This window comes from Ruegeria sp. HKCCE3926, assembly GCF_017872515.1.
In the GTDB taxonomy this organism is placed as follows: domain Bacteria; phylum Pseudomonadota; class Alphaproteobacteria; order Rhodobacterales; family Rhodobacteraceae; genus Ruegeria.
The window spans coordinates 17,763-44,238 of sequence record NZ_JAEDOU010000002.1; the positions used below are offsets into that span (position 1 = coordinate 17,763).

General features: G+C 54.0%; 24 protein-coding genes and 1 pseudogene. 15 read left to right on the forward strand and 10 right to left on the reverse strand.

Annotation, left to right across the window (positions count from 1 at the left end; all coding sequences use genetic code 11):
• Nucleotides 1-11: 11 nt before the first annotated feature.
• Nucleotides 12-722 carry a GntR family transcriptional regulator gene (locus I9184_RS08360; RefSeq protein WP_171723837.1) on the reverse strand — a complete coding sequence of 237 codons (711 nt, stop codon included), beginning with the start codon at nt 720-722 and terminating at the stop codon, nt 12-14.
• A gap of 105 nt (nt 723-827) precedes the next feature.
• Here I9184_RS08360 and I9184_RS08365 point away from each other — a divergent pair, with 105 nt between their 5' ends.
• The 6 genes from I9184_RS08365 to dctP are packed head-to-tail and all read left to right on the forward strand — an operon-like array spanning nt 828 to nt 6,404.
• A complete protein-coding gene (locus I9184_RS08365) occupies nt 828-1,982 on the forward strand; it encodes an LLM class flavin-dependent oxidoreductase (RefSeq protein ID WP_209833766.1) in 1,155 nt (384 codons plus the stop codon).
• A complete protein-coding gene (locus I9184_RS08370; protein WP_171638390.1) occupies nt 1,982-2,872 on the forward strand; it encodes an aldo/keto reductase in 891 nt (296 codons plus the stop codon). Before I9184_RS08365 ends, I9184_RS08370 begins: the two co-directional genes overlap by 1 nt.
• On the forward strand, nt 2,869-3,387 hold the full coding sequence (locus I9184_RS08375; RefSeq protein ID WP_171723835.1) for a flavin reductase family protein: 519 nt from the start codon (nt 2,869-2,871) through the stop codon (nt 3,385-3,387). The genes I9184_RS08370 and I9184_RS08375 overlap by 4 nt, the downstream gene beginning before the upstream one ends.
• A gap of 53 nt (nt 3,388-3,440) precedes the next feature.
• Nucleotides 3,441-4,028, forward strand: a complete 588-nt coding sequence (locus I9184_RS08380; protein ID WP_171638394.1) for a TRAP transporter small permease subunit — start codon at nt 3,441-3,443, stop codon at nt 4,026-4,028.
• Complete coding sequence (locus tag I9184_RS08385; protein ID WP_152460165.1) at nt 4,029-5,318, forward strand: TRAP transporter large permease; 1,290 nt, start codon at nt 4,029-4,031, stop codon at nt 5,316-5,318.
• A 24-nt stretch (nt 5,319-5,342) separates the two neighbouring features.
• Nucleotides 5,343-6,404, forward strand: a complete 1,062-nt coding sequence (gene dctP, locus I9184_RS08390; protein ID WP_171638396.1) for a TRAP transporter substrate-binding protein DctP — start codon at nt 5,343-5,345, stop codon at nt 6,402-6,404.
• Nucleotides 6,405-6,434: 30 nt separating this feature from the next.
• Here the strand turns inward: dctP and I9184_RS08395 are convergent, their stop codons facing one another.
• Entirely contained in the window at nt 6,435-6,905 is a 471-nt protein-coding gene (locus tag I9184_RS08395) for a tetratricopeptide repeat protein (protein ID WP_171230701.1), read from the reverse strand.
• 3 nt (nt 6,906-6,908) lie between these two features.
• On the opposite strand from I9184_RS08395, the gene I9184_RS08400 reads away from it, so the two are divergent.
• Both I9184_RS08400 and I9184_RS08405 read left to right on the forward strand, forming a co-directional pair.
• On the forward strand, nt 6,909-8,192 hold the full coding sequence (locus I9184_RS08400) for a cytochrome c peroxidase (RefSeq protein ID WP_209833768.1): 1,284 nt from the start codon (nt 6,909-6,911) through the stop codon (nt 8,190-8,192).
• A 63-nt stretch (nt 8,193-8,255) separates the two neighbouring features.
• Nucleotides 8,256-9,054 (forward strand): annotated as a pseudogene (locus I9184_RS08405) (IS5 family transposase).
• A gap of 989 nt (nt 9,055-10,043) precedes the next feature.
• Here I9184_RS08405 and I9184_RS08410 read toward each other — a convergent pair.
• The 7 genes from I9184_RS08410 to I9184_RS08440 form a co-directional block, all read right to left on the reverse strand.
• Nucleotides 10,044-10,973: a hypothetical protein gene (locus tag I9184_RS08410; RefSeq protein WP_209833770.1), complete on the reverse strand. Its 930-nt coding sequence runs from the start codon at nt 10,971-10,973 to the stop codon at nt 10,044-10,046.
• Nucleotides 10,974-11,044: 71 nt separating this feature from the next.
• Complete coding sequence (locus I9184_RS08415) at nt 11,045-11,539, reverse strand: hypothetical protein (RefSeq protein WP_209833772.1); 495 nt, start codon at nt 11,537-11,539, stop codon at nt 11,045-11,047.
• A gap of 578 nt (nt 11,540-12,117) precedes the next feature.
• Nucleotides 12,118-12,774: an HNH endonuclease signature motif containing protein gene (locus I9184_RS08420; protein ID WP_209833774.1), complete on the reverse strand. Its 657-nt coding sequence runs from the start codon at nt 12,772-12,774 to the stop codon at nt 12,118-12,120.
• Between the two features lie 194 nt (nt 12,775-12,968).
• The gene (locus I9184_RS08425; RefSeq protein ID WP_209833776.1) at nt 12,969-14,354 is read right to left on the reverse strand and encodes a HEPN domain-containing protein; all 1,386 of its coding nucleotides are present in this window, start codon (nt 14,352-14,354) and stop codon (nt 12,969-12,971) included.
• A gap of 28 nt (nt 14,355-14,382) precedes the next feature.
• Nucleotides 14,383-16,602 carry a topoisomerase DNA-binding C4 zinc finger domain-containing protein gene (locus tag I9184_RS08430; RefSeq protein ID WP_348539515.1) on the reverse strand — a complete coding sequence of 740 codons (2,220 nt, stop codon included), beginning with the start codon at nt 16,600-16,602 and terminating at the stop codon, nt 14,383-14,385.
• Nucleotide 16,603: 1 nt separating this feature from the next.
• Nucleotides 16,604-17,350, reverse strand: a complete 747-nt coding sequence (locus I9184_RS08435; RefSeq protein WP_209833778.1) for a PP2C family serine/threonine-protein phosphatase — start codon at nt 17,348-17,350, stop codon at nt 16,604-16,606.
• A gap of 4 nt (nt 17,351-17,354) precedes the next feature.
• On the reverse strand, nt 17,355-18,032 hold the full coding sequence (locus I9184_RS08440) for a VWA domain-containing protein (protein WP_209833780.1): 678 nt from the start codon (nt 18,030-18,032) through the stop codon (nt 17,355-17,357).
• Between the two features lie 305 nt (nt 18,033-18,337).
• Between I9184_RS08440 and I9184_RS08445 the strand changes: the two genes are divergently transcribed.
• The 6 genes from I9184_RS08445 to I9184_RS08470 all read left to right on the forward strand — a co-directional run bounded on the left by I9184_RS08445 (nt 18,338) and on the right by I9184_RS08470 (nt 24,256).
• Nucleotides 18,338-18,892 (forward strand): hypothetical protein, encoded by a 555-nt coding sequence (locus I9184_RS08445; protein ID WP_209833782.1) that lies wholly within the window; start codon nt 18,338-18,340, stop codon nt 18,890-18,892.
• Nucleotides 18,882-19,292, forward strand: a complete 411-nt coding sequence (locus I9184_RS08450) for a hypothetical protein (RefSeq protein ID WP_209833784.1) — start codon at nt 18,882-18,884, stop codon at nt 19,290-19,292. Before I9184_RS08445 ends, I9184_RS08450 begins: the two co-directional genes overlap by 11 nt.
• A gap of 251 nt (nt 19,293-19,543) precedes the next feature.
• The gene (locus tag I9184_RS08455; protein ID WP_209833785.1) at nt 19,544-19,894 is read left to right on the forward strand and encodes a hypothetical protein; all 351 of its coding nucleotides are present in this window, start codon (nt 19,544-19,546) and stop codon (nt 19,892-19,894) included.
• A gap of 443 nt (nt 19,895-20,337) precedes the next feature.
• Nucleotides 20,338-20,547: a hypothetical protein gene (locus I9184_RS08460; RefSeq protein ID WP_209833787.1), complete on the forward strand. Its 210-nt coding sequence runs from the start codon at nt 20,338-20,340 to the stop codon at nt 20,545-20,547.
• Nucleotides 20,547-20,789 carry a hypothetical protein gene (locus I9184_RS08465; RefSeq protein ID WP_209833789.1) on the forward strand — a complete coding sequence of 81 codons (243 nt, stop codon included), beginning with the start codon at nt 20,547-20,549 and terminating at the stop codon, nt 20,787-20,789. Before I9184_RS08460 ends, I9184_RS08465 begins: the two co-directional genes overlap by 1 nt.
• Before the next feature lie 59 nt (nt 20,790-20,848).
• Nucleotides 20,849-24,256 (forward strand): DUF927 domain-containing protein, encoded by a 3,408-nt coding sequence (locus tag I9184_RS08470; RefSeq protein WP_209833791.1) that lies wholly within the window; start codon nt 20,849-20,851, stop codon nt 24,254-24,256.
• 475 nt (nt 24,257-24,731) lie between these two features.
• Here I9184_RS08470 and I9184_RS08475 read toward each other — a convergent pair whose 3' ends face one another.
• Nucleotides 24,732-25,385 carry a hypothetical protein gene (locus tag I9184_RS08475; protein ID WP_209833793.1) on the reverse strand — a complete coding sequence of 218 codons (654 nt, stop codon included), beginning with the start codon at nt 25,383-25,385 and terminating at the stop codon, nt 24,732-24,734.
• 234 nt (nt 25,386-25,619) lie between these two features.
• On the opposite strand from I9184_RS08475, the gene I9184_RS08480 reads away from it, so the two are divergent.
• Entirely contained in the window at nt 25,620-26,300 is a 681-nt protein-coding gene (locus tag I9184_RS08480; RefSeq protein WP_209833794.1) for a recombinase family protein, read from the forward strand.
• Nucleotides 26,301-26,476: the final 176 nt, after the last annotated feature.

Here is a 26,476-nt window from a genome sequence, read left to right on the forward strand (position 1 = left end):
TGCGTTTCCTTCTACTTCAGACGTTGAACGTAGTTGGCCCGATCCGGGTCGAACCAGGTTTTTGAGAATTCGACGGGTTCGGCGCTTTCCGACCAGCTGAACCGCTCGATGTAACCGACTGCTTGGCCGGCTGGCTTGGTGAAGTCAGAAGGTGTCCAGTCCGGTAGAGGCCGGACCGAAACCCTGTCTTCGGCTCTTGCGATCCAAAAGCCCAACTGGCGCTGATAATAGCGATAGAGCGAGTCGGACAGCAGGCTCTGGTCGATCAGGCCCGCTGATTCGTCCAGCCAGATTTCTTCGACAGCGATGATTGTATCATTCAGGTAGCGCATCCTCCGGACACGCGAACCGGCGTCAGAAGCACCGAATTTTGGCAGACCAACCGGCTTTTTCAGATGGTCAACCGACAGGATATCCGCACGAGGCAGGCCACCCCCTTCGGGCAGTTCCAGCCTAAACATTGCATAGACGCTGCTTTGCGTACCGGTCTCGCGTATGTAGTTCCCCGAGCCTTGGATTCGCTCCAACATCCCCTTTTTTTCTAGCTCTGAGAGCGATTTTCGCAGCGTCCCAACCGAGACATTCAGCTCTGCGGCCATCTCGCGCTCGGGCGGCAATCGTTCACCGTCAATAAGGCGACCAGCCGCGATGTCACGGATCAGAAGTTCCGCGATCTGAATATATACCGGCAGAGCATTGGGGTTTCGGTTGGATGCAGGCACGGCAGACGCTTCACTCGGTCGCAGGAAAAATTGATACACTATTGATCTACATCAAAGCGATTGCTACGCAAGAGGAAAGTCAAAGATGTACGGAGCGTGAATCAAATGAGCATCGTCCCCATCACATCCCCCGATCTGGATGCGGCCGAAGTTTCGTGGTTCGCTGCCCTGTGTTCCGATGATTACCAGTTCCTTGGCGTTCCCGACGGTGACCTGCGGTCGAGTTGGAAGCATTGCTCGAACATTGTGAAAGAGGCCGAAGCGCAGGGTTTTCGCAACATCCTCTGCCCGTCCTCCTATCAGGTCGGTCAAGACACGCTGAGCTTTGTCGCCGGCTGCGCTCCGATCACCGACCGGATCAACCTGCTGGCCGCCGTACGCTGTGGCGAGATGCAACCGATCATGCTGGCCCGCACCATCGCAACGCTGGACCACATGCTGAAGGGGCGTTTGACGGTCAACATCATCTCATCCGACTTTCCCGGTGAGAAGGCCGACAGCGCGTTCCGCTATCAGCGCTCGCGCGAAGTGGTGGAGATTCTGAAACAGGCCTGGACGCAGGATGAGATCAATCATGCAGGCGAGGTCTACAACTTCTCGGGCCTGACCACCGACCCGGCCAAGCCATATCAGACCGGCGGCCCGCTGCTTTATTTCGGCGGCTATTCTCCCTCTGCCCTGGACCTGTGCGGTGAGCATTGTGACGTCTACCTGATGTGGCCTGAAACCAAGGATCAACTGGCTGAACGGATGAAGGCCGTTCACGCCGTCGCTGAAAACTACGACCGCACGCTGGATTACGGGTTGCGTGTCCATATGATCGTTCGCGATACCGAGGCTGAAGCACAGGAATACGCGGATTACATCGTCTCGAAGCTGGACGACGAATATGGTCGCGCCATCCGCGAACGGGCGCTGGATTCGACCTCGCTGGGGGTGGCGCATCAGGCCAGAAACCGCGATCTGGCGGATGAATACGGCTATGTCGAACCCGGTCTCTGGACCGGTGTTGGCCGGGCACGGTCTGGTTGCGGTGCCGCTCTGGTCGGATCGACGGATCAGGTTATGTCGAAGATCGAGGAATACCAGAAGATGGGCATCCGCGCTTTCATCTTCTCGGGCTACCCGCATCTGGACGAAGCCCGCCATTTCGGCGCCCGCGTGTTGCCGAACCTGAAAACCTGTTCCCTTCCCGAAGCTTACGGAAGGGTTCCCAAAACGACCCCGGCCACACCGCTGGGCAACGGAGAACGCCGCTGATGCAACGTGTGAAACTATCTGACTCGCTGGAGATGAGCCGCCTTGTCTATGGCATGTGGCGGTTGGGCGATGACAGTGACACGTCCGCGGGCCATGTCGAGGCCAAGATTCAGACCTGTCTGGATCAGGGTATCACCACCTTCGATCAGGCCGACATCTATGGCGGCTACCAGGCCGAGGCCGTGCTGGGTGCCGCCCTGCGCGCCAATCCAAACCTGCGTCAGAAGATGGAGATCGTCACCAAATGCGACATCGTCGCGCCGGTTGGCCGTTACGCGGATGCGAAGGTAAAATACTACGACACCTCGCGCGCCCACATTCTGAAATCGGTCGACACGTCGCTGTCGGAAATGGCGATTGACCACATCGATCTGCTGTTAATCCACCGCCCGGATCCCATGATGGACCACCATGAAACCGGAGCCGCCCTGGATGAGGTTGTCGCCAGCGGCAAGGTCGGCGCGGTGGGTGTGTCCAACTTCCGCCCGTGGGATTGGTCGTTGCTGCAATCGGCGATGAATACGCCGTTGGTCACCAACCAGATCGAAATTTCTCTGGGTCAGATCAGCCCATTCACCAACGGTGATTTGGCCTTTCACCAACAGCATGGCCATCCGTTGATGGCATGGTCGCCGCTGGGTGGAGGCTTGTTGATGGCCGGAAACCCGCCGGTTGGGGTCGTTGCCGATGAAATCGCAGCCGGGTTCGGCGTAGATCGCGCCGCCGTCGCTGTGGCGTTCCTGCTGGCCCACCCGGCCAACATCCTGCCGGTTCTGGGCACCAACAATCTGGACCGGATCAAACGCGCCTCGGACGCATTGAAAGTCAAACTGGATCGCGAAAGCTGGTTCCGCCTGTACGAGGCGGCACTGGGGCACGAGGTACCATGATGAACGCAATCTCAAAGGACATGACTCGCACCTTCATTCCACATAAGGACGACACACGTACTCTGCGCGACGCCTTCGGCCGCTTTGCAACCGGTGTCACCATCGTGACCTGCAACAGCGCGGACGGTCCGGTCTGCATCACCGCCAACAGCTTTTCGTCCTTGTCGCTTGACCCACCGCTGATCATGTGGGCCGGAGACCGCAACTCGCGTCGCTTCCCCTATTTCCACAAGGCCCGCCATTTCAGCGTGCATGTGCTGTCGTCGGACCAGGCCGAGCTGTGCTTCGGCTGCTCGAAAGACGCATTTGCACTGCGGGACATCAGCCACGAGCGCTGTGAGAATGGGACGCCGGTGTTGGCGGATTGCCTTGCGCGGTTCGAATGCGAACAGCACGCGTATCACGATGCAGGCGATCACGTTATTGTGGTTGGAAAGGTTCTCAAGGCCAGCATGTCGGATGGAGACGCGCTGACATTTTATGCCGGGAAACTCGGCCAATTCGCGAAAGTCTAAGCGCGATTTGATGACCGTGGGGGACACCCACGGCTGACCAAGGGAGGATCCGCATGGGCGGACTGGCATCGGTGCTTGCACCGATTGCATTCGTGAACGAAACCGTGCTGCGTCTGGGCCGGGCGTTTGGTGTTGTTGCGATTGCGCTCATGGTGATCGCAATCTTGATCCAGGTGTTTTTCCGATACGTTCTGGGCAATGCGCTGCCGTGGCCGGATGAGGCAGCGCGGTTCTGCATGTTGTGGATGACCGGTCTAATGGCGCCCACCGCCTTTCGGCGTGGCGGCTTTGTGGCCATAGACATGCTGGAACGCTTCCTTCCCCGTATCATCGGTCAAACGCTGAATCTGTTCCTGCTTTTGCTCTCGTTCGCCGTCCTGCTGGTCGCGGTCAATATCGGCTGGTCCGAGGTTACCGGCTTTGGCGGAAAATTCGCCACTGCCGCGCTGTATTTGCCCACCTCTTTCGGGTTCGATGAATGGTATCGCATTCCGCGCAGTTGGATGATGGCATCGCTGCTGGTGGGGATCATCCTGCTGATCTCGGTGAATATCGAGCTGATCCTGCGATCCTTCATCACCTTGCTGGGCGGCGGCCACCTGTTGCCTGAAATTCCTGATGCGGCAGTGGGGGCCGAATAAGTGCTGATCTGGTTCCTGCCCACCTTCCTGATTTTCCTGCTGATCGGCCTGCCGGTCTTTTTCGCTTTGCTGGCGGCGCCCGGTATCCTGCTGTGGCTGAACGGCCAGACGAACGACATCACGTTGCTGTATCGCAATGTCTATAACGGCATGGACAGCTTCCCTCTGATGGCGATCCCCTTCTTCATGCTGGCCGGAGAGCTCATGAACCGAGGCGGCATCACCATCCGCCTTGTCGAGTTTTCGCAGGCTCTGATGGGTCATCTGCGCGGTGGTCTGGCGCATGTGAACGTGCTGAGTTCGATCCTGTTTGCGGGCCTCTCGGGGTCCGCCGTGGCGGACACCTCGGCGCTAGGGTCGATGCTGATCCCGGCGATGGAGAAACAGGGTTATACCCGGAAATTCGCCGCCGCGATCACGGCGGCAAGTTCCGTGATCGGGCCGATCATTCCGCCCTCGGGCATCATGATCATCTACGCCTATGTGATGGGCGAAAGCGTGGCCGCGTTGTTCCTTGCGGGGATCGTGCCGGGCGTGATGGTCGGTGTCGGTCTGATGCTGATGATCAAACTGATGGCCGACCGCTATGACTTCCCCGTCGCCAGCCGCAAATACACATGGCCCGAGCGGCGTCAGGCCAGTTTGAAGGCCTTTTTCCCATTGATGACACCGGTCATCATTCTGGGCGGTATTCTGGGTGGTATCTTCACACCGACCGAGGCTGCGGCAGTCGCCGTGGGCTATGCCTTCATCATCGGGTTCTTCATCCTGCGGACATTGACATGGAAAGAGGTCCCCGAGGTGCTCAGCAATGCAGGCATGACTTCAGCCGTTGTTCTGCTGCTGGTTGGTGCTGCGATGGCGTTCAAGACGGTCGTCAGCCTCAGCCATGCGCCGGAACAACTGGCCTCGCTGATCCTCAGCCTGTCAGAAAACCCGCTGATCCTTTTGTTCCTGATCAACCTGCTGCTGTTCATCGTCGGCATGTTCCTGGACGCAGGCCCCGCGATCATCATCCTTGGACCAATCCTTGGACCGATCTTCACCAGTCTCGGCGTCGACCCGATCCATTTCGCCATCATCATGAGCGTCAACCTGACCGTCGGCCTCGCCACCCCGCCAATGGGCCTTGTGCTGTTCGTGGCCGCCGCCGTATCGCGCGAACGGGTTGAAACCATCGCCAAGGCGATCCTGCCGTTCCTGGCGGTCGAAATCATCGTGATTTTCCTGATCACCTACATACCCGCACTGTCCATGACGATCCCGAGGATAACGGGATTTGCCAACTAACTGAGTTCCACAGGGAGGAAACGCATGCTCAGAGAATTCATCAAAACCGCAGCGGTGGCCACATCGCTGGTGGCGGCGTCCGCCATGGCTGCGACAGCCGCCGATTATACGCTGCGCGCAACCGCAAATTCGAACGAAAACGATGAGGATTATGACGGTCTGATCGTCTTCAAGAACTATGTCGAATCTGCCTCGAACGGCGCGATCGAGGTCGAACTGTTCATCGGCACACAGCTCTGCTCGAACGGGGCCGAATGCTTGCAGGGCGTGGCAGACGGCACCATCGACATCTACATCTCGACCTCGGGCGGTGCCTCAGGCATCTTTCCTTACGTGCAGGTTCTGGACCTGCCTTATCTGATGGCAGATGACCGCGTTGCCGAGCATGTCCTGTCGGGCGATTTCACCCGCACAATGCGCGACATGGCGCTTGAGGACTCTGGCGGCGCGATCCGTCTGATGACCATCGGCAACACCGGCGGCTGGCGCAACTTCGCCAACACACAGCGCCGCATTGCCGAGCCCGCGGATATGGAAGGTCTGAAAATCCGCACCGTCGTCGCCGACCTGCCGCAGGAACTGGTCAAGGCGCTGGGTGCGTCGCCCACCCCGATCCCGTGGCCGGAACTGTTCACCAGCTTCCAGACCGGTGTCGTTGAAGGATCCAAGAACGGCATCACCGACATCATGGGCATGAAATTCCCGGATGCGGGCCTGCAATACGTAACGCTGGACGGCCACGCCTATATGGGCGCATTGTGGTGGATGAACAACGCCAAGTTCCAGGAGATGCCCGAGGATCTGCGCCGCGTCGTTGTCGACGGGTTTTATGCCCTGCAACAGGCCACTTTCGCCTCCCCCAAGCGCAAGTCGATCCAAGCCTATGAAGATTTCGTCGCCGGTGGCGGAGACCTCTATGTGCTGACACCCGATCAGAAGGCTGCGTTCAAAGAGGCCGCAACGCCAGTCTATGATTGGTTCCAGTCCAACGTTGCGCGTGGCGACGAGATCTTTGCTGCACTGACCGAGGCGGTCGCGGCGGCTGAGGCGGACGTCAACGCCGCTCGTGATGCGGATCTGAAGTGAACGGTTGGGCCGGGCTTTGCGGCCTGGCCCTCACCGAAACGGGTACATCCACCCTTTGTAGTCGTTGACCAGAACATGCGCCTTTTCGATCTGCTCCGGCGACATTTTCTTGACCACTTCCTCAAGGCTGATCGCCGCGTCGGGGTCGCCGCCAATGGCGCTGAGCGTGTACCACATATACGCTCGCACCAGATCGGGCGCGGGCATGCCCAGACCCAATTCATAGTACCAGCCAACGCCCGATTGCGCCCCCGGATGCCCCTTCATCGAGGCGCGCAGATACCATTCAAAGGCCCGTTCGTAATCCTGCTCGACTCCCAAACCCAGCCCGTACATCACGCCGATCAACTCTTCAGCCTCGGCGTTGCCCGAGCGCGCGGCTGGAAGAAGTTCCTCGCGCGCAGCTGCAAACTGTCCGGCTTCCATCATATCGCGCGCTTGTTCCAGTTCAGCCAGAGCCGGAGACGCAAATACGCAAAGAGCAAAAACAAGCTGGCGCATGGGATGGTTGCCTTCTTTTGGGTCGGGGCCGCTGTGGCACAGGATTTGCCGCGCCCGCTGACCGATGATGACTTTATCCCCTTTGATATGGAACAGGCCGCCATCGGTCATCAACTGTTTTACGACCCGATCCTGTCAGGCAACCGCAACATCGCCTGCGCCCATTGTCACCACCCGGATTTCGGCACTTCGGACGGGTTGTCGCTGGGCATAGGAGAAGGCGGGCAGGGGTTGGGGCCGGACCGCACACCCGGCACCGGGGCCGACAGAATACGCAAGCGCATCCCTCGGAACTCTCCGGGCCTGTGGAATCTTGCGGCCAAGGACATACACACCGTCTTTCACGACGGCAGGCTGAGCATTTCCGACGTCTACGGCAACGGCTTCAATTCCCCGGCGCAGGAGTGGCTGCCCGAGGGCCTGAACTCCCTGCTGGCGGCACAGGCTCTGTTCCCCCTGACCTCACAATTCGAGATGGCGGGCAATGTGGCCGAAAATGAAGTCACAGGCGCGGTGCATGATCGTATCGACAACGGCTGGCCCATTCTGGCGAAACGCGTCCGCACCGATCCGCGCTATGGTCCGGCCATCGTCGCCGCCTTTGATGAGGTCGAGACGACCGAGGACATCATGATCACGCAAGTCGCCAACGCTCTGGCCGCTTTCATGGCGATCGAGTGGCGTAGCACTGACAGCCCGTTTGACCACTATCTTGCGGGCGACATGAATGCCCTTTCACCTGCGCAAATCGAGGGGATGAGGCTGTTCTACGGAAAAGCCCGCTGCTCCGCCTGCCACCGCGGACCGCTCATGTCAGATCAGAAGTTCCATGCACTGGGCTTGCCACCCTTTGGGCCGGGTCGCACCCGGCAGTGGGATCCCTTCGTCCGGGATGTCGGCCGCATGGGTGAAAGCAACCGCCTTGAGGATGCCTACAGGTTCCGTACCCCTATGCTACGCAATGTTGCCCTGACCGCGCCTTACGGTCACAATGGCGCTTTCCCCGATCTTGAAAGCGTCATTCGCCATCATTTGGATCCGCAGGCCAGCCTGGACAAATGGACCCCTCTAATGGCTGCCTTACCCAAGGTGCCATGGTTGCAAAAAACGGATTTTCTGGTTTGGCAGGACCAATATGAAATGGCACGTCAACGCAAGAAAATTGATATTGATCCGATCCAGCTTGCGGAATTGGAAATCGAAAACCTGATTGCTTTTCTGCATTCGTTGACAGGTCGCAGCGTAGACTCTCCGATATTCGGTGTGCCGAAAGGATTTACTCCTTAGGGTCAGGATGCATTGATTTTCAAAGCGCTGCATGATTCACGGTTCGAAAGACGGAGCGGTGATATGAGCGACCTTTTCTGGCTGACTGACGAGCAGATGGCCAAACTTTCCCCTTTCTTCCCGCGGTCGCATGGCAAGCCACGGGTCGATGACAAGAGGGTGCTGAGCGGGATTATCTTCATCAATCGCAATGGGTTGCGGTGGCGTGACGCTCCCAAAGAATACGGACCGCACAAGACGCTTTATAGCCGGTGGAAGCGTTGGAGTGAGAAAGGTATCTTCGCTCGGATGATGGTCGGCTTGGCAGCCGAACACGGCGAGGAAAAGACCGTGATGATCGACGCGACCTATCTGAAAGCACATCGCACCGCGACCAGCATGGCCGCGAAGAAGGGGGGCGTGGTCGCCTGATTCACTGCACGGCAGGCGCATCCGAAGGATGCTGCCGAGAGGGGGCCGAACCAAGGGCGGCATGAATACCAAACTGCATGCTATCTGTGACAGCCAAGGGCGACCGATCAGCCTTTTTGTCACCGCTGGCCAAGTCAGTGACTACATCGGTGCGCGAGCGCTACTGAGCAGTATTCCAGATGTCGACTGGCTGCTCGGGGATCGTGGCTATGATGCAGACTGGTTCCGAGATGCGTTAAAAGACAAAGGGATACGCGCCTGCATCCCAGGTCGAAAGCAACGCAAGACAACCGTGAAGTATGACAAGCGCCGATACAAACGGCGCAACCGTATTGAGATCATGTTTGGTAGGCTCAAGGACTGGAGGCGCGTAGCGACACGTTATGATCGCTGTCCCAAAGTCTTCCTCTCCGCAATCGCACTCACAGCAACCGTCATCTATTGGTTATGAATCCTGACCCTAGGTCCGTTTCGAGCCGATCCTCAACGGCATTATCCGTCCCGGTATGACGACCTCGCCAGATTGGTATCGCTTGGGGTGTCCTCACACTCGACTCTTAATCTGCCTCACTCCACAAGGATTTTGAGACGCAAACTTGTATTGCCCTCCTTCCGAGACCCACGCATAAGCGTGGGTTTTCGTTTTTCTGGATGTAAGCTTGACTTGGGTTGTGTATTTGACAGCAACGACAGAAATGTGATCCGCGCCGGAAGCCGGGCTTTGCACAGTGCGCGTATCTGCGCGCCGTCGGATTAATTAAGCTGAAGACCGTGGCCAAGCGTTCGCAATTTACGACCCCAATGATGGGCTGAGCCGCAAACCTCCAATGCCAGCCACTCAGCGTAGGACCGTCTATCATAAATGGGAGTGACTTGGTGCGCTTGATTTCCTTATTAAGGATCCGTCGCTCGGTGGCTAAAACGCAGTGTACCTGAAAAACGCCCTTAGCCAGATCCAGACCTACATTTCTTCTCCGTAATTGGATGGCTCCTCTCTTTGCAGTCGATAACAACTGCACTTTGGCGCGTTCGATGCCGACGAAGGAGGAACTATCCACCTCATCCGGTAAGGACCGATTACTTCAAAAAGAGCGTTTGAAGTAGCAGTAATTCAGACTGCGAGAAGTAACTTTTGTTGGCGGAAAGGTAAGTTAACTGGTCAAAAGGCGAAATATCTCTGCATTTGACAAGTTGATTTCATTGGTCGGAGTGAGAGGATTCGAACCTCCGACCCCTGCCTCCCGAAGACAGGGGTTTTCCTTAAAAATATGAATAATATTGACCAACTTGCACGGAACGATCCGTAAACATATATAGAACCTACGCAATTTCGTGCAATCTTGAATGAATTGCACTCGTCCATCTTGCACTAATTGTATTGAGGTTCAAGAAAAGACGCTTCATATCAATGCGACCAACCTGCCATTGGAGACATTGCCACTAAGCAATCATGAATACCACGTCTTCGGTCTCTTGGGCGGTGAATCTCACTTCGCCTTCGCTGTCTGAATAGGTAAGTCTCAAGGCGGGGGTCTCCTGTTCTTCTTCATCTTCATTTTCATTTTCATTTGAATTTTCCTCTTCTGTTTCAGTTGCTCCAGAAGAGTCGGACTCTTCACTGTCCTCTGTTTTAGTCTGAGTACTCTCCTCGTCTTTCAAGGAGTCGCGAAATTCCCAAATACTAATCTGACGAGATTCCGGTGTTGTGTTGTCTTCGAAGGAAAATACTGTCCCATCACTGCGCAGTATCACGTGACTTTCGGAACCATCGCCCAGTTTCATGATTGTTGAGTACCCAATAATGTCGCCATTACTGTTGATAATTTTAGTATGTGAAGTAGCCAATAAATCTTGTTTTTTTGATGTGTCGTTCGTTGTATCGAAAACCATTGTCAAGAAACTCAGAGTCTGGCCCGACATCCCAACTCCTTGTTCCACAAGGAACGATAGAAACTCGATTGCTGCTTCATTCTGGATCATTTCCAAAAACTCTGGATGGCTCTCCTTGAATGTCTCCCACATCACCATCCATGCTTCGACAGTTTCCGGGTCTCCGATATCTCTAGGCGTATAGGCATGGATGTTTAACTGAGCGGACTGATGAGTTGTTGAACCGGGGGGCGTCTTTGTCCCAAGGTCCTTAAAAACCTTTGTGGGAGCCCCGCTACCTCCAGAGCTACCGCCTCCATACCACTTGCCCGCTCCGCCTAGCGGGAACGGAGCCACCGCAAGTGACTTAGCGGTTATTACTCCAACACCAAGATAGTTCTTTGATTTTGAGCCACCTATCCCAAGCTTCTTTAGAAGCGGGTCTTTGCCATACTTGTTTATAAAATCGTTATAATCTTGATTGGTTCCAAATGAAGTCAATTCAACCTCCTACTACCAAGAATATGCCGCCAAATTGTGATTGAGGGTTAATTTCCCTACTACACCTCTTGCTATTTTCCACAGTTCTTGAATTGCCAAACTGTGCAATTTTCCAACGTGTCTGGCCCATACACCTTCTTATGTGTTGCAATAAAAAAGTTGTCCTCAGGAATTACACGGCAATCCTTTGATTCATCAATAGAATTTGCAATAACGATGTAATTTTCGCTCGTCGTCACCCATGCAGCATTTTGATCCGCGATTATTGTTTTGAAGTTAACTACTGGAACTTTCTGCTCGCCTCCAGCATCTCGCACAATAACGCTTTCCCATATATCACTATCTTCAAACTGTAGGCTGATACTGTCATTCAGAACACCTGGGATTTCGAGGCAGTCTTTTTTTGTATAGAGAAAGAATTCATGAATTGGTGGAGAGACTAGATCAGTTGTCCGTTCGAGTTTTACGTGCCAATCTACGCAACGCACTTGCGCGCTGGCAAACAGTGTAATGGTATTGCCTTGTCGAACTGCTTTGTATTTTCCGTTGATCAATTGCTTGGACATAGAACAACTTTCTACTTGCAAATAAACTCAACCTTACCACGGGAATGCCGCTAATCAAGGTTGGGGTACTGTTTGGTTCGTACTGAAGGTATGCCATTAAGTCTTATCCTGCTCAAACACCGCAAGGATGTGATCTACGTATCGTTCTTGTGCAATAGAAATCGTTTCGCATGGAGCATTGAAATCCAGTCAACCCCGAACTACCCATGGGTGCATTGTTTAGTTCAAAATCATCCAAGGGGTATAAATGGCGTTCACAAATCTAGGTCGAGTTCTTGCTGTTCTGGCAATAGTGCTCGGCGTACTACGGATTGCTACTGCAATCGTGGTGCTGGCATCAGATGACCCCGCGAGCGCCGCCGGATCGATCTTAGGTTCAAAGTCCACTGGACAGGCAATTGACCAAGGCCTTTACACAATCGTCTTCGGTATCTTGGTCGGCGTGTTGACTGACATCAGTAGGTCGGTCGCCAAACTGCGACCCGACACGTCTGACAAAACTACCTGAGCTTACCCCGCACGGCATGGCGCGCGTGCGGGAAGCATTGGATGCTATTGAGTATTGGTAACGCGCCGTGCTACCAATATTTTCGGTCTGTACCGTGATGCTCTTGGCGATGGCAGTTCGGGCAAAGAGCGACCATATTCTCTTCGATATCTAGGCCACCGTCGCGCAGCCATTTCTTGTGATGAACTTCTAAGAACCAATCACCGTCAAGTGTCTCAAAGCCCCGTTCGCCACAGCTATCACAAAAACCGTTGGCTGCGTCTTTGACCTTCCTGCGTAGTTCAGAATTTCTAACAAACTGGTTTACGACAGCTTGTCGCTTCTGCTGCTTGAGATCATCCTTGCCCGTGTCGGGTGTTTGAAAACCGTTCCGCTGTTCTCTTCTATCTGGTGGCCAGAAGACAGTGTGTGGAGCCTGTAGTTCGGACAGGTCGCATCCTGCTACGCCCAATGTTCTTTTTGTCTGTGTGTCGAATTTTACAACGGGAAAGCCCATCTTGGCCAAGTCACGTTCATATTGCGAAGTGCTAAAACTTCTGGGAAACTCGTTACTTTTGGAGGTTTTCGAAATCGCGGCGGCGAGCGACATTACCGCTTTCAGGTCCCACAATTCGTGGTCAACAGGGCAGAGGACATAAGTGGACCTTGAGCGAGTCCGGTGTTTTCCGGGTTTTCCAGACTTCAACCGTTCCAAGGCTTCTTGAATGTCTCGTTTCTTGATGCTCATTTTATGCAGCAACCCCAATACTATGTGTTTGTAACCTATAAGGTTAGGATCCATCTTTCCGGCGTCGCCAGCAGTGTCAACCGTAGCGCTGAGTAAGAGTGTGAGCCCTCTATTGGGGAACTTTCCATTGCCTGTATCGTGACCCGTTCTATCGCGTTTTCGAGCCTCTGCGTTACAAGGTCAAAATCCCTGAACTAGGGTTTATAATTGGTGCGCATTTTCATCTCTTCGATGAACAACGGAAGTTCATCTTCCATCGCGCGGTCAAAACTACCGTGCCCGTTAAAGGGTAAATCGTGCTCCCTCGTTCCAGCTTGTTGATGCTTGATGAGCAGCCAATTCGAGAAATGGATGAACCCTTCAATACAAACGTCTGTAAGGTACTTACCAATAAAAGCGGCATTTCGGAACTCAGGGTCCACTGGCATTTTGTCACCATGAACGATTTCACTTCGCCTTGAATAGAACTCCGCAACCTTTCCATTCAATTCTGGACGCCAGCCAGAGTACTCAAGAAGAAGGCGCGAACGTTTCGCGAGTTGTTGTTTCTTACCTTGTTCTTTCGTCACGAAGATGGATTCGAGGCAGTTTGAAAAGGCGACTATTCTCTCGGCGTCACTGATCTGACTATTGCCAAGGTCGAGCCAAATCATTGCGGTAACAATCTTTGACTCAAGATAACTCCATTGCCCTAGATTCATTGCTTTGTTCAGAAAGGCTCCGAACAAGAGAAACCATGATCTTGAGCTCTCACCTAGCAGACGCACTACTACTTCTTCGTCCGTCCCGGTGGCGATGAATTGACGCCTCCACCCTAAACAAATCTTGGATGGGTCTTCACCGCTCGGTTCGGATGTAAGACTGTAGCGCAATAGTCCCGGCATTGATTGCTTCTCGTTGCCCAGCCATTGCGCATGCTCCCGTTCAAGGCGAGACTTGATAGAAGCAATGGCCAAGCGCACTATCAAAAAAGCCCTATCTTCGGAGCTTTTTTCATCAAATCCATCAATACGAACATGTGCGACCCAGTTCTGTACTTGATAAAATGACTTCAGCTCATCGACCTTTAGTGAATTGTCGGTTCGAATTCTCTTTGCGTCATTCTTTAGAAAGTACTCTTTTTTGATAAACGTGACTGGGCCAATCTTGAATGTTGTTACGCCCTTAATGCTTGGAGCTATGCAAGGAATATAGAACTCTCTGGGCTTTAAATGGATCGACAACGTTTTCCTTATACAGTCTTCAACGAAGTCTCGTTCGTCAATCTCTTTCCGTTCCCAGATCACACGCCCAAGCTCTTCTGAAAGTAGCTGAAAAAAGGGGTTAATTTTGACCTTTCCTACCAAGCGCTCGTCACTTGCTACAATTGCGCGCGAGAGGGCGGCTAGCTCGTCGTGTGCAGCCTTACCTATCAATCGACGCCGGTTGTCAGGAAATGGAATGTCGTAGGTCCAGCCCTCTTCTGTAATGAGCTGCCTGAGCTTTGTGATATTCGTTGAAATCTCTGAATAGCGAACCAGTTCACTAAGCACAAAGTTGAATGTTTTTCGGATTTGGCGTTTGGTTGGTCGCTTCGCCATTGTTGTGATCTTTCGACAGCGCTTTAAATTAGTTTCTTGTCCCCCGGCATCTAGGGAATCTTGAACACCCCCAGAATTTATTGCCTGCATTCGGTCCTTTTTTTGCAGTACGCCGGACCATCCGTGAACCACACGCTGGGCAATTGGGAGTAGTCGGTTTTGACATAGACGGAGCAGTCTTTCGAGGTGGCGGCGAGTGCTGAATTGTGGCCGAACTTGGTTTAGTTCGGGTGAAAGGTCGAGGTTGATAACTAGGGGATTTTACTGGATTTGACCTCCCAATTGCCGGAAGCGAAAAGGATACATTTGAGCTTGGGACGCTACCACCGAGATGCAAAATGTCTTGCGAAGCCTCTTCCCGACGCGCAACTGCAGCCAAAAGACCTTGATCTCGTTGGGCTGTCGAAGCCAAGGCGTCTACTCGGCTTTGGGCAGCTCGGAGTGTTTTCAAGCCATTGTGTATTTGCGCTACTAGCATACCCTTGTGGGCGGAAAACTTTGCTTTGAGGGCATTTTCGTCCGTGGCATCCTGAGCATTTGGTGCCGCATTGTATCGAAAATCTGCCTCCAACACACGCCTCCAAGCCAACAGTTTGCGGGACATAACCGTTCCAAATCCGGGAACGCCATTAACGGCTGCAAAGGATACATCAGCGGCAGTTTCGATGCCGAATGAAATGAGTTTTGCCTTCTTGGCCGGACCGATACCTGAAATCTGCGCGCCTCGAATTGGATGACGGTCGAGGAAGGAGATTAGCTGGCGTTCCTTTCGGGTAGATTTGAGTTTTTGTAATTCACGATTCAAATCGCTATCAAAACTATTGTACGAAGCGATTGCAGCTTTCGTATCACTTTGTACTTTTAGAATCTCTGCGAGACCACTTCTCTGAATAATGCTGTTCAGTTCGTGCTGAATGTTATCATCGGCCAGAGCAAACGCGTCTCTAAATGGCTGCGCGTCAACTTGCCTATCTCCTATCATTGACCATCCCCATCCACCTAGGCCCAACCATAGGAACCAAGCGGGGGAGGCAAAGATCAGGCCAGCAAGAGCGCCACATATCAACAAGGCTCCAAACAGCGCCTTACCTTGCTTTGAGCGTTTGGCCTCTTTGAGTTTTGAGCTTGTTCCAGCACTGGGTGAACTTTGAGGGATTAGGTCGTCGAGTGTAGGGAATTTGAAAGCTAGAATTTCCCGGATCGCCTGTTGGGTCGCGCGAGTATCTGTAGGGTTACTATGGGCGGCAACAGACAAATTTGGGAACATGTCGAAGCCGCTGGTTCCGGCTAGCGAACACCAAATACATTTTTTGGCACCAGTGGGGTAGTAGTGCGTCGATACCCTACTACACCTGCTCAAATTTCCTTCGAGTTTGGTTAGTGCATCTATCCAAGAGGACGCGCTGGGGCGATCCTGCGCACGGGTTCCGAATGCTTTTTCAAAGTTTTGGACTATGCCTTCAGGAAAGATGTCGAGCGGTAGTGTGCCGGGGGGCGGAGACGTCTGGGTTTCCACCCTCCGCGTTAGCGAAAAAGCGAAGCGGTTTTGGGCAATGGCTTCACCCATGGAAATATCCGGTCCATTGTACCGCCCCGCGTAGGGATGCCGCCCCATGAACAGTAAGTGGAAGATCGCGACTGCTAACCCGAAGTTGTCATGGCCTACGGTTCGATCCACAGACGCAAAGTTCTTCCCGTGGAGCTCTGGAGGTGTAAATTCAGGAACACCGACAACACAAGGATAAGCTTGTCCGTTCAGATTAAACTGGAAGCTATCGGCGTCGATAAGCGCTACAGTGGCATCATTTCCGACAAGTATGCCGGAATGGTTCAAATCGCCGATCACGCAACCAGTTTGGTGAACTTTTCCGACTGCCCGCGCAACGTTTGAGGCGGTATGAATCAGGAACCGATAATCAGCCTTCGGAAAATGACGCTGCCGCGACTTTGGACTATACAACTCGTGCAGCGGGCGGTAGCCCGAAACCAATCGCATCACAAAACCCAAGAATCCGCCTTGTTTGTCTGTGATGACTTCACCGGGGTAAGCGACAAGGTCGGTCTTCGATGCGAGACCTTCACTGACCATTGCGCGTACTTTGCTCTCCCGTTTCGTTCGCAAATCCGGGTTGTAGATTTTGGCAGCTTGTCCTGACCGCCCGTTTATCGCGTAGACTTCGCCTTCGCCCCCTTTCCCAATCAATTCAGCGATTGAATAGCGCTCGTTTCCGACAATAATTTCTTGCACCCTATCCTCCGGAAATGAGGATGAGCGTTTTGTCGTCATCGGTGCGTTCGCAGACCGAAGGTTGACCTAGGTATGCCGCCAGTCTTTCTGATAGCTCAGTTAAGCGCCCTTGTCCGATTGCATTGTCAATTGGACGCAGCATCGGATTAAAAAATTGAGGATGCGCGACCTCTTCTTGATACGCCAATGCCAAGTCGCCAACACCATCTGAGAACAACGCAAATGCATCATGCTCAGTTGGCCGCCGGGTGATAGTCAAACGAGGTTCTGGGTCATCGGTTACGAAGTACGTACTCGACGCGTATTCTCCGTTTTCAGGCCAACACAGAACGTCCCAACCGTCGGGCATCCTACCCACTACGGCACTGTCACCCACCTGCATGGTTAGGGTTTCATCGGGTGTAACTAAAACAGCGGCCAATGTTGCAGCAAACTGCCGGGGCGTACTCTCTTTTCGTACGGCTGCTGCGGCAATGCGATCCCTTAGTTCGTCAATCCAGTCGGTTAGCACTGCATCGTCTGGCACTGTGGAATTTTTGCGCATCCATTCGCGAAAATACACGGTCAAGGCTCGGCAGATAAGCCAAGCGCCTTGCGCCCCAAACTGTGCACTACCAGCTCCATCCGAAACGACAGCAAAAATGCAATCATCCCTGAGTGGGGAGACCGCATAGGCGTCTTGCAGCCTGCTGCCGGATCGTATGTGGGACGTACCGATAACGGACGCTGACGCCCATTTCCACGTCACTCGATTACCCCGCTACAGCCCAGCCGTCTGGGGCAGTAGGATTTGCAAGCGGAACGGCGTCACCGGGATTAGATTGGGAAACAGCGCTAAGCGAACTGGACAGCCAAAGAAATAGCTCTTTGAATGCAAGACCTTTGAGCTTAAGAGGTTGCCGTGTGGCAAGCTGAGAAAGAACTCCCATGTCCGCCTGTTCGACTCCGACCCCATAGAACATGAATTCTTTGCGCTCTTCCCCTTCGTGAACGCGGCGTTTGGCCTCGTCCCAATTGTCAGTCGGTGCGCCGTCCGTGATTAGAAAAACCCACGGGCGATAGTATTTTACGCCATTTTCCCGATACCGATCCTTACGCTGACGTAGCATGTCCAAACCGGTCACGACTGCTTCACCCATTGGAGTGGCCCCGCCAACTTCAAGAGTTTCTGGATAAAAGCAATCCACCGTAGCGAAGTCAGATCGGTTCTCGACTGGCCCAAAAGTTACCATTGCCAACTCGACGCGTTTGGAGGCCATCGGGTCATTTAGCAATTCTTGGCGTAATGTGGCCAACCCCTCGTTTAGCTCCGCTATCGGCGCGCCGTTCATCGAATAAGAGGTATCCAACAACAATACGACAGGGCATCGCTGCTCTGGGTTCTCAGCAAACTCTGCATCGCTAAATGGCTGCTGCTCAAAATCGTCCATTTTTGTCCTCAAAATTTCTCGCCAATCGTCTTCATCCCCTCGTGGGTTCTCAGATTGATAGCACAACTATAGATTAGGGAAAGCTGCATTCTGTATGCAGTTTCCGAGACATATTGACCGACGATTGCATTGGATCAGAACGCCCTCGAATTTGGCGTCAAATAGCGGACCGTGACCCGTCTGGCTTTTGACATTTTTTCTAATTTGTGGTAAACATAACAGCATAGGGACGAGACACCGGGGGTGTCTCAACCGACGCCGGGGGCGTTGTAATCTCATTTCATAAACAAACACTTGGAGGGGCTATGAGCCACGGACTCCATTGCATTGGCACGGCTGAACTGTGCCATGCCTACAGTATAACTTCACGGACTGCGCATCGCTGGCTAAATGAGCGCGATCCCGCGCCGCGCCATCGCGAGGGAACTGAGCAATTCTATGCGCTAGCGGATTTGGTTCCCCGCGTAGCCGATCCATTTCCCTTGTTGCACTATTCGCGTCAAGCGGGTGTCGATATACCTGCCGACATTGATCTGGGGCCAGCACCTCAGGCCCGGTCGAAGCGCCTGTCGGCCTCTCTCAGTGATGCTCAACGTGAACGAGCCGCCGAAATTCAGAACAGCTTTCGGGAGGCTATAGCACGCGTGTTCTGGGAGAAAGTTGTGCATTTGGATGCCACCTTTCTCTCTGACGTTTTGCTGATCCATCCCGCCGTAATTCACGCAGTCTTTGGCGATGACCTTCCCGCTGATTGGGAAGATTTTTGCATCGCCTTCACTCTCAAGAACACCTCAATCAAGGGCATTTGGCACTTGGCGAAGACACACACTTATCAGGAAGGACATAGGAATGTCGCATGAATCTGAATTTTCGATCACGGAAGAGATGATCGAGTTCCATGAAGAGTCCACCGGCGCGACGGAGGCTCTACTGGAAAATTTGAATAGTGCCAGCGCCGGTGCACGGCTGTCGTCAATTGTTGCGAAGGTTACGGCCATTGTGGCCCGAGAATACGGCGTTGAGATTGCGCCGGATCAGGCTCTGACGCTACCCGGCGTTAAGGCGGCAGTAATCGGGGGCGGTTCAGTGGAACGCGACACGATCATTACCAGCGCACGTAACAAGATTCCTGCTGTGGCATACGCCGCAGGGAACTGGGCAAGAGAACCGGGTGATGAGCTTCAGCAGCCCGCAAACTGGGACGATCTGCCGCCCGCTGAAAAGATCAATTGGGCGCGTCGCCATGGGCTGGCGCAATGAATGCCCGCCGACGGGCCTTTGCACGGTATCATCGCCGTTGCCAGCTTTGGCATGCACATAAATTTCTTTGTCGGGATTATACAGAATTCCGTCAGAGGCTTCCCAAAATTGAGGCCGCGATTGCTGCCCAATTGGACGCCGAGTTTCCTGAGTTTGCGCTAGGCGTTCCCAGCTAGCGCAGCATCGTGCCCCGGTTTGGCAACTATGTTGCCATGCCGGGGTGCGCCAACCCAATTAAATGAGACGCAAAAATGAGCAGCACCTACATTGAGCGCACGAAACAGCGCCGTGAATGCGCGCGCCTTATCCGGGCCATGACGACCAATCTCGACCTGAAGTACGGGCGCGGCGCTTACCGCATCCCGATCAAAGTCGCGAAGCGGCTTGAGGAGATCGTTGGACAAGATTTCAGCGACATCATGCAGGATGCGGGATTCTACCGCGATGCTACCGGCCGCTCGCATGGCAAACCGGGTATCTGGAGGACGGGCGGCAGAACCCAGCATGCTGGGGAATCGATTCGGGATTGGAACCCGAAAACTGCTCGATTTTGGGCAATGCTGGGCGCGGCAATGGGTCATTTCGCGCCTATTAGTGGTTGAAATCAGTACAACCCAAAATTTTTCCGAGATGGAAAAGTCACATAGAATGACAAGGTAATTGTCATTTATTCTGACAATATCGCTTTAGTGCTCAATTATCCCTCACCAAGTTTTACTTGAAGTAAATGTTTTCCGGTATCTGCCTAAATAAGTGGCGAAATCGAATGTGACTTTTTCTGACACTTGGAAAATCGGGCGGTGACCGAAGTTAAAAATTATGTTGTTTAACAATTAGTAAGCGTCTAGCTCAAAGGCGTCCCGCAATCATAGCGAGAAGTTAACTACGGAAGGGAATAATAAATGGAAGACTACGGCGGCGCTATTTGCGTGATCGGGCAGAAGATAAAAAACACCTCAGAATTGGACATGGGTATTTCAAGTAGTAGGGCGGAATTGAGGGCGTACTGCGCGGAATTGATTTCTCAAATTGATAAGGTCGGATAATGGACGTCGAGAAAGACCCCATCATTGAAGCCGCTGATACGGCCCTCGGCGCGATGCATTGGGATGGTCATGACCCTCAGCCCATTGGCGGTCTGATTTTAGTGCTGTCCGATGCATTGAACCACGCAGGATATGCATATCGGGATGTGGCGATCATGCTGGAGAAAACCGCAGCATTCCTGAAGGACTTTGAGGCGGGGCGCGTGTGATGATGGCCAAGCATCTGCCTGAACCGGACGACCAGTGTGAGAACACGTCGCCGTACCTCTACGCCGAAGAAGAATTGGATTGGGAAACGTACGCCGAAAGTGTTTTTGACTCGTATGTCGAGAGCGAGATTGACGCCTACTTGGAAGGCGCAGCGGTGAGCAATGCCCCGGATCACGATGAAGGCGAAATGCTTGCCCCGCCGTCCAATGGGCAGAGGCGTCGGCGAGGGCGGGGCGTGTGACGAACTGGAACGGACCGCGTTAGCGGTCCACCAACAACAACATAGGAGACGAGCAAATAATGACGGCAATAAAGAAGGTCGTGGATAACACGCACCCGTGGAATGCAGGGGATACGTGGAACCACGCCTATATCTACGGCGAGGCGTCTACCGAGTTTGACGACCTTATGAATCGCCCTGCGCCGTTGATTGAACGGCATTGGGGGCAGGACAATCCGAAGACTCGGGGATGGCGTGCAAAGAGTAAGACGTGGGGTGAATGGCTCGGTGACAGCCTAACGTATCACCGTGAAAGCGACAGGAAGGGCGGTGCGGGCTATGTATTCGGCGCAAGCGCAAATGGTGAGCGTAAAGCCGAAAACATGCGTGGCATGGTGGCCATCGGATTGGACGTGGAGCCAGAACAGCCGCTGGACGATGTGATTGACATTTGTGAGGCGTCGGGCTTGGCAATTGTCCTATACACGTCGCACAACTTCGACAGGACCTCGGACACTGCACCCGTAGACACTATTCTTAAGCACGGCGACGATGTGACTACTGACACTATTCGAGCTTATCTGCGGAGCAAGAACGCCTATTCAGAGAGCTTTATTGAAGAGTGCGAGTTGACCAACCCCCGCGACGATGTCGATGGTAAGATTCAGTGTGTGTGGTCTTGCCCGCCTTTGCAGAAGATGCGCGTTATCGTACCGTTTGAAAGGCCGGTGGACGTCACTGCACTGGATACCAGTCCGAAGAAGGGGCAGGGAATCTGGGCGAGCAAGGTCCGTGGTCTTGCTGACATGCTGAGGCTGCGGATTGACCCCGTCGCAACGGACCCCAGTCGAATTCTTTACCTTGCCAAGCACCGCCCCAACACGGAATGGTATTGCGCAGTCTTTCGCGGTCGCCCGGTCCAGTGGGAAGAAATTCCCGAAATGCAGAAGGGTGCGGACAACCCGTTCTTGCAGGCGGGCGGCGTCAAGAGCGGCTCAACCATTCCTGATGTGATCACTAGCACCGGAGTCGATGTGACCGCGCTTTATCGGCGCTACGGTAAGCGATGGTTGCTGGCAGATATGTTGGAAAATACGGACGCGGCAAAGCAGCAGGCTAGCAACGGCCTGCATGTTGAATGCCCCTTTTCGGACAGCCACACGACCGAAAGTGCGGTTAGTTCCACCACCGCATGGAACGCTCCTGATACTGAGCAAGGCTTCGCTAAAGTGCTTTGCTTGCATTCGTGTAAAGATCGTTACCATACCGTCGATTACATCGCCCAGTGGATTGAAGATGACGTTATTGATCCTGATTGGCTGGAAGACCCGGCATTCATGGTTGATGCCCCTGACCAGCCCGGACGATTTGAAGAATTGACCTCTGATGAAATCGCGGAACAGCGGGTACAAGAAGCAGAACAGGCCGCTGATTTTGAGGCGCAGGCAGCGGCATTCGACTACGACACCGCCAGCGAAACGGACGTTGAATCCTTCATCGACGAGGCTTACGCCGCAGGTATCGAAGATGCCGCCATGCGCGAGCGGATTTCGCAGAACCTGTCCAATAGCACGCCTCTGCGTATTCAACAGGTCAGGGATATGTGGGTGAAGCTTGACCGTGCTGCACGGGCTGACGCCCGCCAGCAGCTAGCCGAAGCACGGCGCAATTCCACCCCCGCGCCATATATCCCGTTGGAAGATGCTACGACCGAAACCGTCGAACGTGCCGCAGAAACCGCAGGGTGGTTGCCGTCATTTGTGACCTACAAGGGCGGTTGGTTCTACGCGCCTGACTTCGAGAAGCCGGAAGCGCAGCCCATGCGTTTGTGCCGCGCATTTGAAGTCCCGCACGTGGCATTTGGCGAGACCGAAGAAGGCCGGATCAATGAAATCACCATTCGCTACCGCCACCGGTCGGCGCAGCGGGGTATCGTCGAGTCTGTCTATTCCATCGGGGACGCCTTCCGGGATTCGGGTAGCCTGATTTCCCGCCTTGCAGACGATGGTCTCGAGATCGACGCCATGGCCAAGATTCCGGTTCTGGTGGCGTTGCTCAAGTCGGTACAGACCGACAACGAAGCGGTCTTGGTACAGAAGGCCGGATGGTATGGCGGCACCTATGTCTCGCCTACGGGGCGCGTGGTGAATGCAGGTGCGACCCGGTACATTCTCGATCCCAAGGCCCGCGTCAGCGGGGAGACCAAGGGAACGCTTGCGGATCACTTTGGATACGCCACTACCGCCCTGACGGGCGTCAACGGCAAGTATTTCATGCCCGGTTATTTGTCCGGTCTGGTGGGGATGGTTGTCGATTTCATCGAAAACGATGTATCCCCGATCCTCGCCCACGAAGGGGACGGCGGACGGGGAAAGACGTCAGCAGGTAAGGCCGGTGCTGCCCACCATGCCCCGCCCGATAGCACCGGACTGTTCAACAAGGCCGACGCTACGCCCGCGTTTGTGGAGACCAAGGCTGAACAGTCGAATGGTTCCGTCCGGGTGATGGACGAAGAAGGTGCATCAAAGCTGGATGCAGCCGAAAAGCAGCGCGTCTTGATGCAGTGGGCCGAGGGCATGGGTAGGGGACGTGCGACGGCGGACGGTGGAACTCGCCGCACGCGCACGTGGCGCACTTGTTTTGTAACTACCGCTGAGCGCGACATGTTGCGGGTGTTTGAGGCGGCGGGCGTCGATACCAAGACGGGCACGATTGCCAGGACGTTCTCGGTCAATTTCACCAACGCGGCTGAGTTGGACCCCCACAGTGATGAATTGGCAGCGATTAAGGCCCTGTCCGGGGATGACAAGGCCCCCGCCGTTTATGGCGTCACTGCACCGGTGTTTGCCGAAGCTCTTGCGAAGTTGGGGAGGGAAACGGTTAAGGCGCGCGTGAGCGCGATTATGGATGACTGGGCCGATTTGGCGGTTGGATCTTCTGCTCGCCGGGTCGTTAGGTTCGCCGCGATTTTTGCTGTAACTGGCGAGATCGCACAGGACGCCAGTCTATTTAGCGCGGATGTTCCCGTTCTCAACTACATGCGTGAACTTCTGGAAGACAACATGGATGCCCGCATGGTGCATCTGGACACTGACCGGCAGCAGTTGGAAGCTTTGCGCAGTGCTATCCGCAGGGGTATCCAGACGGGTAGTATTGTAAGTATGCACGAAGATCGCGAGTTCAATCGGCAGGAAGTTTTCGGGTATTATGGGCATCTATCGGAAAACGGTCAGCCAGACGACAGCGCCGCCCGGAAGCAGCAGGACCCGGAAACGGAAATGCGTATTCGGAGCTATGTTCTGCCTGTTGACCGGTTGGGGCCTTTGGGCATCACGACTGATCCCAAAGCCCTTGCAAATCGACTGCGCGATGTGGGCGGTCTGATCGAAAGAAAGAAGGGTGAACGTAAGCAGTGGTTCCATGACTACGTTCCCGGAGAGGGCCGGGGTAAGAACATTCGGGTATCGGGGGAATTCGTCCACGGCTAGGATGCTTCAAGGGCGCGTCAGCGCCCGTTTGTCCAAATGGCAAAGTATTGGACAAACGAACGGACAAATGAAAACTATTATTTTGCAATACCTTGCGTGCCGTTTGTCCATTTGTCCGTTTTGTCCGTCCAAATCAGCATAGAAGGTCTGATAAAGAACACCTAGGGCGGGTGTGTTTTTTCGCTCCTTCTGTTTAGCGAAGGTGTGACGGCTTAGTATATTTGGACAAATAGACAAATGGACAAATGAATACGAAAGGACCATGAAAATAAGGGGTTTCAAGTCGTTTCTCATTTGTCCACCATTTGTCCGCCCTGCCAAACGTGGACAAATGAACTTTTATACCGACCCCGAAAGCTTGTTTTCTGTTGCCCGCGCTAGTGGGTTGCTGCCCGCCTAAATATTGATAGTCTTGGCACATATGGGGCATGCTATCGACCTTGCAACCTTCCATCGTGGGGCGGATGTTCGTCTTTCATGCTTCCTTCGGTTTCTTTGATTTACGGATGATGAAATGACCAAAGATAACAATAGCAGTAGTGGAAATTCCAATAGCAGCACCGGCACTCGTACCGGCAACGAGTCCGGTGGTAGTAAACCTGCTTGGACAGGCAGCGGTGTACAGAAAGGCGGCGCATCCACCAATACACGCGGCGGTGGGGGCGGCAAAGAAAAGTGAGACCTCGCCCCGGCGTAGCCATCGGCTTTTGCGTGCGTTTTGGTTCTCGTTGATCGCAACTGCATGCAGCATTTCGTTCGCTTGATCTTGGCTAAGCTCCAACCAACTTTTGGGGCTTTTCAAGAAATAGTCGATGTCCTCTACTTTACGGCTAGTCGGGGCAAGTATCCCGCTTTCAACGCGAACCGAAAGCATCACTGCCGTGAAACACCAAGTAGAAATTAGCAAACAGGCCGCGAGCGCGCTGCCGCCCACGAGCATGGCAAGGGGCAAGGTGTTAACCTGCTTTGTAAGGTATCCGCAAATTGCTATGAAAGACGGTAAGGTGACCGTCAGCCAGTATTTTGCCTTTGCGTCAATGTCGCGGAAAGAAGATTCATGGTAGTTGAGTAGTTTCTGAAACTCCGCTTTTAATTCTGCGTATTTTTCTAACTGCTCATTTGTTTTCATCTTCTTCCCTCAATCCGTGTGGGGACTTTCTCATCATCTCCGGAGTAGGGCAACCGGTCCGCCCAGTAGCCCTCGGGAAGCTATTCTGCAACTTGACGTAGGGCAGTATTGTTGACGCGTAATTAACCGACAGAACGATCAAGTAAGGTGTTGAAAAGACTCGAGAATCATGCCTCACGGCCGTTACAACTGGCGTAGGGAGCCTTGGGCTAGATGTAATATGGAGGCATTGCCGTGAAGATCGTCGCATATATCCGAGTATCGACAGATAAACAGGGGCGAAGCGGCCTAGGGCTGGAAGCGCAGCAGGCAGCTATTGCAGCTTTCGCCAAGACCGCAAACGCGGCGACAGTGGCAGAATTTCAAGAGGTGGAATCCGGCAGAAACAACGCCCGCCCAGAGCTTGAAAAGGCCCTCAAAATGGCGCGTGTGATGGGGGCCAAACTCGTAATCGCCAAGCTGGACCGACTGAGCCGCAATGCTGCGTTTCTCCTTAAATTACAGGATTCGTGCGTCGATTTCGTGTGCTGTGACATGCCCGATGCCAACGCCCTGACTGTGGGGATTATGAGCGTGATTGCCCAAGCTGAGTCCCGGATGATAGGCGACAGAACACGTGCCGCCATGCAGGCTGCAAAGGCTCGCGGGCAGAAGTTTGGCAATCCTAATGGCGCAGCCGCCCTGCGCCGTGCTGGCAAGGGCAATAGCGCAGCCTGCGCCATTCAAAAGGACCGCGCTAACGCGCGTGCCAACGATCTGGCAGACGTGCTGGCGGACCTTGCAATTGGCGGATTCAGCACTCTGCGGGAACAGTCTGACGAACTGAATAAACGTGGCATCAAGACCGCTCGTGGTGGGCAATGGCACCCCAACACCGTGGCGCGTCTGCGGCATCGATTGGCTCAGACTTCTTAACAACGCGGAAGCGCGGTGCGTGGCCGCGTTAGCGGCTTGAAAACAAAGGCAAATCACATTGACGTTAATGGTCAAATAATTGCATAAGTAATTGATAATAAAGCACAATGGGACCCGTGACGGTATACCGGGCAGGGTGGGTAAGGCGCGTAGATGCCTCCTGCCAGAAACCGAGC